The sequence below is a fragment of the Methylomonas sp. LW13 genome (genome assembly GCF_016865255.1).
Taxonomy (GTDB): Bacteria; Pseudomonadota; Gammaproteobacteria; order Methylococcales; family Methylomonadaceae; genus Methylomonas.
This window is the reverse complement of sequence record NZ_CP033381.1, coordinates 1,392,380-1,404,330: the sequence shown is the minus strand read 5'-3', so window position 1 is coordinate 1,404,330 and position 11,951 is coordinate 1,392,380. Positions and strand designations below refer to the sequence as shown.

General features: G+C 49.1%; 13 protein-coding genes and 3 tRNA genes. 10 read left to right on the top strand and 6 right to left on the bottom strand.

Features of this window, described 5'->3' with window-relative positions:
• Positions 1 to 8 precede the first annotated feature (8 nt).
• Positions 9 to 1,664: an ATP-binding protein gene (locus JL719_RS06250; RefSeq protein ID WP_026601849.1), complete on the top strand. Its 1,656-nt coding sequence runs from the start codon at positions 9 to 11 to the stop codon at positions 1,662 to 1,664.
• Positions 1,665 to 1,786: 122 nt separating this feature from the next.
• Here the strand turns inward: JL719_RS06250 and JL719_RS06245 are convergent, their stop codons facing one another.
• A complete protein-coding gene (locus JL719_RS06245) occupies positions 1,787 to 2,671 on the bottom strand; it encodes a hypothetical protein (RefSeq protein ID WP_225893045.1) in 885 nt (294 codons plus the stop codon).
• 185 nt (positions 2,672 to 2,856) lie between these two features.
• On the opposite strand from JL719_RS06245, the gene JL719_RS23985 reads away from it, so the two are divergent.
• From JL719_RS23985 to JL719_RS06220, 5 genes are read left to right on the top strand one after another with little or no spacing between them, the layout of a single operon-like run.
• The gene (locus JL719_RS23985; RefSeq protein ID WP_225893043.1) at positions 2,857 to 3,501 is read left to right on the top strand and encodes a flagellar transcriptional regulator FlhD; all 645 of its coding nucleotides are present in this window, start codon (positions 2,857 to 2,859) and stop codon (positions 3,499 to 3,501) included.
• Positions 3,482 to 4,099, top strand: coding sequence for a FlhC family transcriptional regulator (locus tag JL719_RS06235; protein WP_165385924.1), 618 nt, complete (start codon positions 3,482 to 3,484; stop codon positions 4,097 to 4,099). The genes JL719_RS23985 and JL719_RS06235 overlap by 20 nt, the downstream gene beginning before the upstream one ends.
• A gap of 32 nt (positions 4,100 to 4,131) precedes the next feature.
• Positions 4,132 to 4,725, top strand: a complete 594-nt coding sequence (locus JL719_RS06230) for an STAS-like domain-containing protein (RefSeq protein ID WP_033157948.1) — start codon at positions 4,132 to 4,134, stop codon at positions 4,723 to 4,725.
• Positions 4,726 to 4,737: 12 nt separating this feature from the next.
• Positions 4,738 to 5,205 (top strand): FlhC family transcriptional regulator, encoded by a 468-nt coding sequence (locus JL719_RS06225; RefSeq protein WP_033157949.1) that lies wholly within the window; start codon positions 4,738 to 4,740, stop codon positions 5,203 to 5,205.
• Between the two features lie 13 nt (positions 5,206 to 5,218).
• The gene (locus tag JL719_RS06220; protein ID WP_026601855.1) at positions 5,219 to 5,449 is read left to right on the top strand and encodes a helix-turn-helix transcriptional regulator; all 231 of its coding nucleotides are present in this window, start codon (positions 5,219 to 5,221) and stop codon (positions 5,447 to 5,449) included.
• A gap of 196 nt (positions 5,450 to 5,645) precedes the next feature.
• Here the strand turns inward: JL719_RS06220 and JL719_RS06215 are convergent.
• The 5 genes from JL719_RS06215 to JL719_RS06195 all read right to left on the bottom strand — a co-directional run bounded on the left by JL719_RS06215 (position 5,646) and on the right by JL719_RS06195 (position 6,523).
• Positions 5,646 to 5,721: transfer RNA gene (locus JL719_RS06215), tRNA-Asn, on the bottom strand.
• A 23-nt stretch (positions 5,722 to 5,744) separates the two neighbouring features.
• Positions 5,745 to 5,821: transfer RNA gene (locus JL719_RS06210), tRNA-Arg, on the bottom strand.
• Between the two features lie 56 nt (positions 5,822 to 5,877).
• A tRNA-Ser gene (locus JL719_RS06205) sits at positions 5,878 to 5,968 on the bottom strand.
• 10 nt (positions 5,969 to 5,978) lie between these two features.
• The gene (gene csrA, locus JL719_RS06200) at positions 5,979 to 6,170 is read right to left on the bottom strand and encodes a carbon storage regulator CsrA (RefSeq protein WP_020482891.1); all 192 of its coding nucleotides are present in this window, start codon (positions 6,168 to 6,170) and stop codon (positions 5,979 to 5,981) included.
• A gap of 161 nt (positions 6,171 to 6,331) precedes the next feature.
• Positions 6,332 to 6,523, bottom strand: a complete 192-nt coding sequence (locus tag JL719_RS06195) for a hypothetical protein (protein ID WP_033157950.1) — start codon at positions 6,521 to 6,523, stop codon at positions 6,332 to 6,334.
• Positions 6,524 to 7,393: 870 nt separating this feature from the next.
• On the opposite strand from JL719_RS06195, the gene JL719_RS06190 reads away from it, so the two are divergent.
• The 4 genes from JL719_RS06190 (at position 7,394) to JL719_RS06175 (ending at position 11,938) form a co-directional block, all read left to right on the top strand.
• Positions 7,394 to 7,735 (top strand): zinc ribbon domain-containing protein YjdM, encoded by a 342-nt coding sequence (locus JL719_RS06190; RefSeq protein ID WP_033157951.1) that lies wholly within the window; start codon positions 7,394 to 7,396, stop codon positions 7,733 to 7,735.
• Positions 7,736 to 8,340: 605 nt separating this feature from the next.
• Entirely contained in the window at positions 8,341 to 9,816 is a 1,476-nt protein-coding gene (locus JL719_RS06185) for a NarK family nitrate/nitrite MFS transporter (RefSeq protein WP_033157952.1), read from the top strand.
• A 78-nt stretch (positions 9,817 to 9,894) separates the two neighbouring features.
• Entirely contained in the window at positions 9,895 to 10,182 is a 288-nt protein-coding gene (locus JL719_RS06180; protein WP_033157953.1) for a hypothetical protein, read from the top strand.
• A 28-nt stretch (positions 10,183 to 10,210) separates the two neighbouring features.
• Positions 10,211 to 11,938: a bifunctional protein-serine/threonine kinase/phosphatase gene (locus JL719_RS06175; protein ID WP_033157954.1), complete on the top strand. Its 1,728-nt coding sequence runs from the start codon at positions 10,211 to 10,213 to the stop codon at positions 11,936 to 11,938.
• The last annotated feature ends 13 nt before the right edge of the window (positions 11,939 to 11,951 follow it).

Below are 11,951 nucleotides of genomic sequence, written 5' to 3'. Positions count from 1 at the left end.
GATAACACATGAACACACAAACCAGCGAAGTCGCGATGAAAGTTAATCAAGCCAATTTGGTCAAAAGTCTGCGCTTCAGCTTCACCAACAAAACTACTGTGCTGGGCGAGTTAATTCAAAATGCGCGCCGGGCCAATGCGGCCATGGTGGTGATTAACTTCTGTCCTGAAACCAAAACGCTACAGGTTTTGGATGATGGCTGCGGCATCGACTCGATTGCAATACTACTGACAGTCGCCGAATCCGGTTGGGATGCAGACGTGGTTGCCCACGAACACCCGTTTGGAATCGGCTTCTTATCGGCACTGTTTGCCTGTCGGCACATCAGCGTCATCAGCAAAAGTGGTTCGATCGACATCGAAACCGACCACATTTTGGCATTTAAACCGGTGCCGATCACACCAGTCCAGGACTGGAACGGCATCACTAGCATTACCTTGCAGGATGTGGATATGGAAATGGGTCAAATTGCCAGCACGCTAAAACGCTTGGTGCTCGGTTTCCCCATTCCAGTGCTGTTCAACGAACAATTGCTTGAGCGTTCATGCGCCCTGGATGGCGGATTGAGCTTTGTTAACACCGAGATTGGCACGATTTATCTGCATGGCATGGACCAACCCAATGGAGCGCAATATGAGTTCGATGTCTATCTGCAAGGTTTGCCCATTTATACCTCGCACAGCTACACATCGCATCGTCATATCATTCATCTGGACTCTTGCCGTTTTCACGCCCGCTTGCCGGATCGTGACAAATTGGTGGATGAAGCTGATGTCATCAAACGGGTTAAAGCCGTTTTGGCGCAAACCATCGAACAGCGGTTTATCCAGATGAAAGCCACTCTCTCTGCCGAAGCGTTCGTTGGTTTTTATGAAATGCTGCGGCATTGGGAGCTGTTGAAGTTACTCAATGATGTGCCAGTAGTGCCGCCTGAGGCTTTACGCGAAATCATTGCTTATCCGGTTTGCGATACCGAAGTTTTTGGAAACTTCGAACAGCGACCGGAAAAAGCCATGACCCTTGAAGAAATTATGGATCGAGGCGTTGTCTCGATTGATGATGACATCAAACAGGACGGCGCAGGGCGTTATTTGTTTGCCTGGAGTCGAGATTATTTGCTGTACCACGGCACACTGGATAACGGGCATTGGATTCATACACTGGTTCGGCATCTCAATGATGAAGAACTGGTAATTGAAACGGTCAATGAAAGCCATCAGGCTCAATTCCAAGGTGATTGGTGTTGGGTAGTTGTGCGTTTTTGCGAGGGTTACCGAATCTGGCTTGGGCGGGATGTTGTTGAAATCAGGGATCAGGCCTGCTACCAAGGCCAGGAAAACGCCGATGACATCATCGTACCCAAAGGCGATTGCTCGGCTCAGGTGTTGCAACAAATGGCCAGCTTCAGAAGCGAATACGATGAATTTCAGGAATCGACCTTCGAAAGCGATTCGGATGCCTTCATCGCCTTTGTGGTTGCCAATACCGCCAGCGATCCGGCCAATGCCATGCAACGCTTGTTACCAGATTTTTGCGGCTGTCCTGCGCTGTACGGCAAAGCCTTCGTGGTTGAGTTGGATCAGCAAGGCAAACCGGCATCGGTGATGGCGTATCCAGTTCAATCCGGTCAAACGCAAACACTCGAAGCAGGCATGGGTAGTTAAGTCTCTTTCAATACATGAACGCATTATCCAGTCGGATAATGCGCTCATTTTCATTACCGAAAATGAGAACAAGCTACAGTTCTATGTCCACCCTAAAAGGGCTGAGATGCACCTTCGAAATGCTATCTATCTACCAGTAACCGCCCGCAACGCGTGATTCGATCAAAACTAAAGACATGCTCTCTTGGGCTTTCATAACATCGCCCCACCAATCTGCGCCGGTAATCCGGTTCGCCTTTTTCGAGATAAATCGTGGCCCCACAAATGGGACATGCCGCCGAATACCGAACTAACCGCACCACTCTTAAATCCCCATCTCGTAGCAGTTCGAACTGCGCAGACTGTTCATGAAAATTTGTGAACAGTTCATGGGCTACTACGATTCGATCATCCAACAATAATATCCAAGGCTTGATGATCGTGACCCAGGAACCATAGGGAATCGCGAAAATACTTACCAGTAATGTCAAATCTTGCGTTGTCACCGGCCTGGGCACGGATAACGATAGCCATCCGGCATAGGCAATTAACACCGCGAACCCAGCTATGATTGCTAGCCATCCCAATATAACCCAGACATGCCATTGTCTTAATTCGATCTGTCCATGCCGGAATAACCAACGCGCGACCCAACTGGGTTTGACTTCACCCAATTCAGTCATTTGATAGCTGGCTTGCAAATCGGCTGCGTTGCTCCCAGCCCGAACGTCCTCGATTGCTTGGTCTTCTTCCAATATCTCCGGAACCGGTTCAGCTTTGATATAGAACGTCGTGTGTCGTCCCGGCCCTCCCTTTGTGCTTTTACGCTCCGGCTTTGGATAATGAGGAAGCCCACGCTTACGGGCAAATTCCATGATTTGCGGTTCGCGGATTTCGCAATATTTTTTTAACGAACCCGGCCAGTCGATCCATTTTTTAGGTTCGGCACTTTCTAAGGACTCACCAACAGCAGCGACGATTGCATCGGCCGTGAAACGTCGCTTCGACTCTTCGAAATCCGCTTTCATTAACGATTCCTGGGCTAACGCGCGCAATATGCGGTGGCCTTTTTCATCGCTTGGCTCGCTATCCAACCAATCGATCAAGCATTGAATTACCTCACGCATAAACCACCCCAAACCAGGTAACCGACAGTAACGGACTGGTTAGCGAATAGCCGATTCATAACAATGTCCTCCATAGCCAATGCGATATGAGTGAAGTAAAAATGATTTTGGAATGTAGTTATTCAGATCAAACGCCAAGTAAGATGCCGCTTGTCAGGGACAAAGCCTTTGGTAAACAGAACGAGGTTAGAAGAATTTCAGGATCATTCAATTCTTCAAGCCGCACAAATAGCCTAACGATATCAAATTGGCCGTTCATCACATGCCGAAAAAGGCATCGACAGCTCAATAGACCAATGATATTCAACGACGCAAACCGCTATCTAACAAGGCTTCCAGAGCAAAGTGACCCAAAACAGGTCACTTTGCGACCGGGACATTTGCGCGTTGCCCTCCTAGCATATCGACAACAGTCGTTAATCAACACAGAGGCGTTTATGTCAACACTGGATGAAGATCTTGCCCGGTTAAATTTCGAATATCTCATGTTAGCCAGGGAATGCGCACGCAGTAATCCGGCGGAAACAGCCTGGCGCTTTGGAATTGATAGGGGTGGCATAGATCGTCTCGCCGGCATGACACAGCAGCAACTTCGTGAACACGCCGAAAGCAGTCGTGCAGTAATTCAGTTATTGCCTGTCTATGTCCCAAGCAACTTGCCCACGGTTGCCTATGTGGATCTTCTCCAACCTTGTATCACTGGAACTGCGGATGAAACCCATGCTCTCTAAAAGCAGGCCAAACATAGGCGCAGACTTGCTCTTGGCGGAAAGACTAATCCAACTCGGCGCCCGTCCGCCAATTGTCAGCCAACTCTGCCATTTAACCCGAAAGCAAAGCATCGAATTTTTTAAAGCGGTACAAGGACAATCGCCCAAACAAGGCATGCTGCCACATGATCATCAATGGGCCATCCGCTCGGCCTTCAACAACATTCATGCTTCGCTTTTTTTAGGCATGATCGAAGACATACGGCACCGGCTTTCTACCCCGAACCTGAATGCGACCTTACTGATTGCGGCCTATGAGATCTACATAAACGTTGCTTCAAGAATATTAGCCGATCGGCAATTTATTCAATCACGATCCACCCATAATTATCCGTTAGACATAAATCGGGCTTGGTATTTAATTACCCTGCTCACTACGGGTAATTTGATATTCATTCTTTGCGGGTGTTGCCACGCTCGTTACCTGGGCATGATTCATTCTGATGCCACATTTAGTCAATGCCCTATCTGTGATGTATGGACTGATCGCTCAGGTCGGCGACGCTGGATTTCTACAAAATCAAAAATGCTCACATTGAACAATCCAAGCGCTCGTTAGAAACGATCCATCAGCTACTAAGGAGAAGTCGCATGCATATCGTTGTCGTCACAGCCACCAATTCCCAAATACCTCAATCGATCCATGGCAAAAATCTCGCGCGATTGGCACGCGAGTGCTTTGCCAATCAGCAATCGCTGACGATTGATTTTAAGGACGTTAAAAGCATCACGCTGGGGTTCTTTCAGGAATTGTTTTTGCCATTGGTCGCCGAATTCGGATCCGATTTTCTGAAATCGAAACTGAAAATAGTCAATATGGCGGGGCACATCGACAACATGATGCAGTCAGCATTCAAAAATCTTGAGGCCTACTTTGACAAACTGACGGCGATAGATCAGTTGGGTTGCGATGAAGAGATCTATGCCATGAATCAGGCCTGGCTCATCAAAGCCAGAGAAATCGCACGGGAGAACTCGGTTCTGACCGAATTAATCTTGGGAATTACCGATGAGGCCATGCGCTTGGCAGTTGGTCGTTTATCTTTAGAAGACATTGACTTAATTGCCCGCTCAAACTGGCTATGTTTTACCCCTCGATTTTCGAGTCAATTTATTCAAAACATCAACAGAGAATCTCCACCGATAGTGGAAGCCATGCTCGGATTAAGCGGCACTATTGATTAAGGGAGGCAGCTAATGCTCAAGAAATATCAACAGCAATCTCTGGCAATTGAACTGCTTAATCGTCACGCCAAAGTCAAAATCGTGCATCAAGCCACGGGGATTCCGATCAAGCTATTGAGACAGACATACCGTCAATTACATGGCCGTTCGCCCAGCCGTGGATCCATCAAATTTTCCACCCGTGGCTTGACTGGAAGCCGGCGGAAATACAAGGACGTAACGCTGTTTGCCGTGTGCTATCGGGCTGCTTCAAACAAATCGGCCGACAGTCAAATCCAAACACTGATAACCGCTTTTGACGCCTACAAGCGTTCCTATCCTTCCGGACAACTCGACTTTTCGGCTGCTTGGGTGGTAGCCCAGGACATCAAAGATAAAAAAGTTCAGATTTCGACATGCACGAATTGTCGAGCCTGGGTTTTATTGAATGCGAGGGAAGATCTATCTGAACGTTGCGGTGTGTGTAACAACTCTTTGTAATTAGGTTGATCCTGTGAATACTGAAAGCGAACAAAAGACGACAGAAATTGCCAAAGAAAAAGAGTTCTTAAAGATCAGTGATATGTTGGAGAAATTAGGTGTGACTCGCACTCAATTTTGGCGAATGAGGAAGGCAGGCGAAGTACCTCCACCGGTAATTAAGAATCCTCAAATGTGGCTAGCAAGCAAAGTAAACGCTTTCTATGAAAGTAGGGCAAACAAAGAGAGTGACAGTTCGCTTTAGTTAACGATTGCAAAGCTTCCAGATCTTAATTCCAAGCGTTACTATGACTTTGGCGAAAATATTTGCTTATGTAACGTACGTTTTTCAGATGGTGAACCGAAAAATTTTCGGTTTTAAGAGAAAAACAAAGTGACCATAAAAGTGACCACGCATAAAAAAAGGGCTTAGGTATTTCTACCTAAGCCCTTGATTTATTTGGCTCCCCCGGACGGGCTCGAACCGCCGACCTAGTGATTAACAGTCACCCGCTCTACCGACTGAGCTACAGGGGATTAATTTCGGTAATTTACTCAAATGGCGCGCCCGGAGAGATTCGAACTCCCGACCGCACGGTTCGTAGCCGTGTACTCTATCCAGCTGAGCTACGGGCGCTTATCTGAGCCGCTTATTATCTTATTTTTGTTATTCTTTGTCAAACTTAAATTTAGTGGCGGAGAGAGAGGGATTCGAACCCTCGATGCGCTTTTGGCACATACTCCCTTAGCAGGGGAGCGCCTTCGGCCTCTCGGCCATCTCTCCTATAACTTAATCAGCCTTCCGTACTCCCTGCTTCAGACTGCTCTTTCTTAATTCTCTCGTAGATTTCTTCCCTATGAACAGATATATCTTTTGGTGCGTTTACGCCAATTCTAACTTGATTTCCTTTTACCCCGAGAACTGTAACAGTCACATCGTCACCAATCATCAAGGTCTCTCCTACTCTACGAGTCAAGATAAGCATACTATCTCCCTACACTATTAATGCGCTTTGTTACTGCAACATACTCGAACCGACGATTATATCCGTTTTTGAGAAAAAATAAAGATATATTTGCTAGCCATAAAGAAAAGCATACGAACAGCTAGGACGTCAGAATAAACAAATCCGTGCGTTTTTCTGAACTATCCCTTAGACAACCACTCATGGCGCATTGCATCCAGACTCTGCATCAACTCATCTAATGCTTTAACCGATTCCTTGTGCAAAGGATGAGCATGATTGTGAACCGGGTGCTTGGTGTCGTTCATTAGTTCATCAATGAAACGCTCTGCCTCCATAATATCTTGTGGAAGCGAATCTGATTTTTCGGCCATCTGAAATAACAAACAGGTTTATGGTAATTGGCGCATAAAAAAGCCCACGATTAAGTGGGCTTCGTCCGGTGTTATTTTTATGTTTTTTGGACGCCTGATATCTGTGATAGCAGGTTAATAGCTTGCGCTTTTATTATTGTTGTACCGTTACACGGTCGCATTCCCTCCCCCAATAGATACGAAGCTTTTCGGCTCGTATTGACCTAAGTCAAGGTGGTCGCATTCTAGTGCACTTAAATCGCTTTGTCCAGAAAAAGTGCGACGATTTGTCGCAACCTTAAAACACCGGCATGTCAAGACTTTCGGCAATGGGCCAAACAGATGCGTTTTTACCGTTATCATTCTCCGCGCCGCCAGCTCCTGGCTGGTCGGCCAGTCGCGTTTCGATGAGTTATGGTTCTGCAAAAAAAAGCAACATAGCTTGCATCCGGCTTCCCTGCACTAAATCGACGCGAGATACCAATAATCCCTAAAGCCGGGTTATGATTTGCCGTCGAATCCCGGTATTAAGCAAAGTACATATTCGACTACACAAAGCCAGCGGGTTCCAATACTGGACTGAACGTCCGGATACTCGTCGCTTTAGCTTAATCCCCAGGATTCGTCATTCCAGAAAATGGCAGCCGCTAGACCGAGCAGCGAACTCGTTACAGTCGCTTGCTTTATAAATCAACCTTTCAGCCGGGTGCCGGAAGGGTTGATAGCCAAACCTAAATGTAAATCGGAATAGCTCGAAAATAGTGATCACTGCCTGTCGATGCTCTTATTCCCGGCTGGCATGATGGAGTTTATGGTTTAAAGGATGCGGCTAATCTGGATTTTTTACATTAAACCTGCTGTCTCGCAGCTAATCAAAACAACGGAACAACCATGAACGATTTACCTAACTGTCCAAAATGCGGCTCTGAATACACTTATAACGACGGCACCATGAATATTTGCCCGGACTGCGCCCACGAATGGTCAGCCGATGCCGCTGGTGACAGCGAAGAGGAGACGAAAGTAGTCAAGGACGCCAACGGCAACCTGCTGCAAGACGGCGATACCATCACGGTGATTAAAGACCTGAAAGTGAAAGGCTCTTCACTCGTTGTCAAAGTCGGCACCCGCGTTAAAAACATTCGCCTGGTGGACGGCGACCACGACATCGACTGCAAAATCGACGGCATCGGCGCGATGAAGTTGAAATCTGAATTTGTGAAAAAAGTCTGATCCCAGCTAATAATCGCAAAACGTGTGCAGCTCATTCACCCGGCCCTAAATACCGTTCGCCTCAACGCCGTTGAAGATATAGAGTTTACCAAAGGCCGCACCAACCTCGGCTTCGACGAGCTCGGCCCAAACGGAATATCCGTGGTAAAAAGGGCCGGATTACCAAGCTGATTGAACCCCTGCCACCCGCGACTCACAGACACCTGCCGAAGCGGCCTGAACCCGCTTCGGCATTTTGATATCCGCAGCCACCCCCCTCAACAATTAGGGGCTTCGAAACTGCTTCGCCGGCTCATTCCGCATTCCAGACAACAGCCGGATTGAATACTTTCACATAATGGGTGCTATCATATAGCCCGTGCAACGCTGCACCTTCTGCTCCCTTCAACAACGACGTTGAAAATAGGCTGATCAACTTCAGCCAAGCTGTTTATTCGTCTGTTGTGCCTTGCCTTCGCTCGTTTCAGGACACCCACACTTCATGAGTAAATAAGCCCTTTTCAAGGGGAGCAATAGCTTGTACACACAAGCTACTTGATACGAATTTCCGACGCTCGATCCGGCCAGCGGAATTCATTTTATCCTCCACTTTTCAAAGGTAAGTTATGTCCTCGAGCAAACTCAATCTTTTTAGCTTTACCGGCAAAATGCAGATTTTGCACATGAGCTGGCTGGCGTTTTTCATCAGCTTTGTGGTGTGGTTCAACCATGCACCGCTGATGTTGGCGATTGCCGAGAGCCTTAAGCTCAACCAAGCCGAAATTAAAACCATCTTGATATTAAACGTGGCGTTGACCATCCCTTCGCGGATTGCCATCGGTATTTTGGTGGATAAATTCGGCCCCAAACGCACCTACTCAAGCTTGTTGGCGATCAGCAGCATTCCCTGCTTCATGTTTGCCGCTGCCGACGACTTTCAGCAACTGGCGCTGGCGAGATTTTTAATGGGTTTCGTCGGCGCCGGCTTTGTCATCGGAATCCGAATGGTCGGCGAATGGTTCCCGGCCAGACAACTGGGTGTTGCCGAAGGCATCTACGGCGGCTGGGGCAATTTCGGTTCAGCCGCGGCCGCCATCGCCCTACCGTCATTGGCCTTGGCATTCGGCGGCGAAAACGGTTGGCGTTATGCGATTGCCTGCACCGGCATCGTGGCTTTGCTCTATTCAGTGATTTATTTTTTCAGCGTCAGCGATACCCCTAAAGGTTCGACGTATTTCAAACCCAAAAAAGCCGGCGCCATGGAAGTCACCAGCATCTGGGATCTGTTCTTCTACATCCTGATGACCATTCCCTTGTATGCAGCGTTAAGCTTGCTGACCTGGAAACTGTCTCCAACCGGCATGAAGTTGTTATCCGGTGACACCACCATCGGCATTTACATAGCGATTTGGCTATTGTTTCTCTACAACTTGTACAAAATCGTGCACGTTAATCAGGAACATCTCACCCAACCCATTGAACCGATACACCAATACAAGTTTAAGCAAGTCGCCATTCTGGATCTGGCATACCTGGTGACCTTCGGCTCCGAACTCGCCGTCGTGTCGATGCTGCCGCTGTTTTTCCACGAAACCTTCAAACAGACCGGCATTACCCCGGTGCAAGCCGGCCTATTGGCATCCAGCTTCGCGTTCATGAATCTGGTCGCCCGGCCTGGCGGCGGCTGGCTGAGCGATAAATACGGGCGAAAATTGTCGTTGAGCGTGTGCGTGATCGGTTGCGCAGTGGGCTATGCCGCCATGTCGCAAATCAATTCGGCATGGCCGATTGCCCTGGCGTTTGCCGTGACCTTCTTATGTTCATTTTTCGTCCAAGCCGGATGCGGCGCGGTCTACGCGATGGTGCCCTTGATCAAGCGCCGCATGACCGGGCAAATTGCCGGCATGGTCGGCGCTTACGGCAATGTGGGCGGTGTTACCTTTCTAACAGTCTTGTCGTTCGTCACACCGGAAGCCTTTTTTCTGACCATCGCCGGTACGGCTGTCGTGGTTGCACTGGCGGTGCAATTTATCGAGGAACCCGCCGGCCACATGGCAGAAGTCATGGAAGACGGCACCGTGGCCATGATCGAAGTGGTTTAACCGGCAAAGCATTCCGGCGTCATCCGCCGAAGTATCGTTTTAGTAATTTTTAATATTGAGTTATTTAGAGGAATACCCATGATCGAAGCATTATTAGCCGTCCTAGCCTTGACTTTAATCGTTTGCTGGCGTTGCGCTTGCCAGGCATCCGGCGGAGAACACCACTTCGTCCAGTCCAAAAACCATCCTTTTTTGCCGGAAGATGCCGTTTTGAGGCGGCATGTCATTTCCCTGGTCCACCACGAAATCGAAGCCACCCTACCCCCACGCCCCAGCGACTCGGTGTTACTGCGCCATCACCAAGCCTTGCTGATGACTAAACTGGACCAGCGCCTGGCGGAATTGCGCCATTACCGCACCTGCTAAGCCGCGCAACATCCATTATCCGCAGACTATGGGCAAAACCTTATCAGTCAAGCTCGGTTCGCACAGCGACAAAGGTGTGAAACCCGAAAACGAAGATTGCTGGGGGGCAGTCGTCCCCGAGGAACCGCAACTCACCCTAAAAGGCATCGTGGCGGGCATTGCGGACGGCATGAGCGGCAGTGAAGCCGGCAAGGAAGCCAGCCATTGCTGCATTACCGCGTTTTTGGAAGATTATTACAGCACGCCGGATTCCTGGTCGGTGGCCAAGGCCGGACAAAAAATCCTCTCTGCCACCAACTCCTGGCTGCACAGCCAGGGACAAATCCGCTATGCCTCGGTTAAAGGTATGGTGAGCACACTCAGTGTGCTGGTGCTTAAATCCAACACCGCCCATATTCTGCACGTCGGTGATTCGCGGATTTATTTATGGCGACAACATGGGCTGGAGCAACTGACGCGCGACCACAGGCTTTGGGTGTCCAACGACAAAAGCTATCTGAATCGGGCGATGGGTATCGAGCCGCATTTGGAGGTCGATTACAAATCGCTGACCGTCGAAAAAAACGACTTGTTCATAATGACTTCGGACGGGCTCCACGATTTTATTAGCGAGCACCACCTAAAAGCCCTGCTCGCGCAGGATTCCGATCTGCAAACCCTTGCCGAAGCCTTGGTAACAACCGCCTTGGCTAACGGCAGCGACGACAATGTGACCTGCCAACTGGTTTGCATCGACGACTTGCCGCAACTGCGCGAAGACGAGATATTGCGCCACCATGGGCACTTGCCCTTCCCGCCGCCGCTGTTACCCGGCATGCTGCTGGATGGCTACCGGATCGAAGCGGAATTACATGCCAGCAAGCGCACGCAAATTTACCAAGCCTTCGATACGCTGCATAACCGGCGGGTGATTTTGAAAACACCATCGGTGCTGTATAACGACGACACCCATTATATCGAGCATTTTTTGCACGAAGAATGGGCCGGCAAACGCCTTAACCATCCCAACGTCTTGACGGTACTCGAATCCGACCGCGCCAAAAGCTGTCTTTACTATGTGACCGAATTTATCGAGGGGCAAACCTTAAGAGAATGGATCAGTCAGAACCCCAAGCCTGAGATCAAGCGAGTTCGCGCCCTGATCGAACAAATCGCCAAAGGGCTACGCGCTTTTCATCGCATGGAAATGCTGCATCAGGATTTGAAGCCGGAAAACATCATGCTCACCAACCAAGGCAGCGTTAAGATCATCGATTTCGGTTCAGTGAAAATCGCCGGCATTGCCGAGATCACCCCGCTTGACCGGCATCAGACCGAGAATATTCTCGGCACACTGAACTACACCGCGCCGGAATATCACCTGGGGCAAACCGGCACGGTGAAGTCGGATTTGTTCTCCTTAGGCGTCATCTGTTACGAAATGCTCAACGGCAGCCTGCCATTCGCCAACATGCCGGAAAAACCCAATCGCCACAATCTCGAGCGCCTGGTTTACATTCCCAGCATCCGCCGCAACGAAATGGTACCGATCTGGATAGACGGCGCCTTGAAAAAGGCCACGGCCGTTTCGCCACGATCCCGCTACGACGAATTGTCCGAATTCCTGCACGACCTTTCCACCCCCAACCCGCAATTCCTGAAAGCGGAAGACAAGATACCGCTTATAGAACGCAATCCTTTGTTGTTCTGGAAAAGCACGACAGCGCTGTTCTTTCTGATCAGCGTGGTTTTACTGTTCTTACTGAGCAGGCAATAAGCTCATAAACACC

Bases quoted from the DNA above. Each gene is read 5' to 3' on its own strand.
- JL719_RS06250 (WP_026601849.1), top strand. From the start codon at position 9: ATGAACACACAAACCAGCGAAGTCGCGATGAAAGTTAATCAAGCCAAT.
- JL719_RS06245 (WP_225893045.1), bottom strand. From the start codon at position 2,671: ATGAAAGCGGATTTCGAAGAGTCGAAGCGACGTTTCACGGCCGATGCA.
- JL719_RS23985 (WP_225893043.1), top strand. From the start codon at position 2,857: ATGAGTGAAGTAAAAATGATTTTGGAATGTAGTTATTCAGATCAAACG.
- JL719_RS06235 (WP_165385924.1), top strand. From the start codon at position 3,482: ATGAAACCCATGCTCTCTAAAAGCAGGCCAAACATAGGCGCAGACTTG.
- JL719_RS06230 (WP_033157948.1), top strand. From the start codon at position 4,132: ATGCATATCGTTGTCGTCACAGCCACCAATTCCCAAATACCTCAATCG.
- JL719_RS06225 (WP_033157949.1), top strand. From the start codon at position 4,738: ATGCTCAAGAAATATCAACAGCAATCTCTGGCAATTGAACTGCTTAAT.
- csrA (WP_020482891.1), bottom strand. From the start codon at position 6,170: ATGCTTATCTTGACTCGTAGAGTAGGAGAGACCTTGATGATTGGTGAC.
- JL719_RS06195 (WP_033157950.1), bottom strand. From the start codon at position 6,523: ATGGCCGAAAAATCAGATTCGCTTCCACAAGATATTATGGAGGCAGAG.
- JL719_RS06190 (WP_033157951.1), top strand. From the start codon at position 7,394: ATGAACGATTTACCTAACTGTCCAAAATGCGGCTCTGAATACACTTAT.
- JL719_RS06185 (WP_033157952.1), top strand. From the start codon at position 8,341: ATGTCCTCGAGCAAACTCAATCTTTTTAGCTTTACCGGCAAAATGCAG.
- JL719_RS06180 (WP_033157953.1), top strand. From the start codon at position 9,895: ATGATCGAAGCATTATTAGCCGTCCTAGCCTTGACTTTAATCGTTTGC.
- JL719_RS06175 (WP_033157954.1), top strand. From the start codon at position 10,211: ATGGGCAAAACCTTATCAGTCAAGCTCGGTTCGCACAGCGACAAAGGT.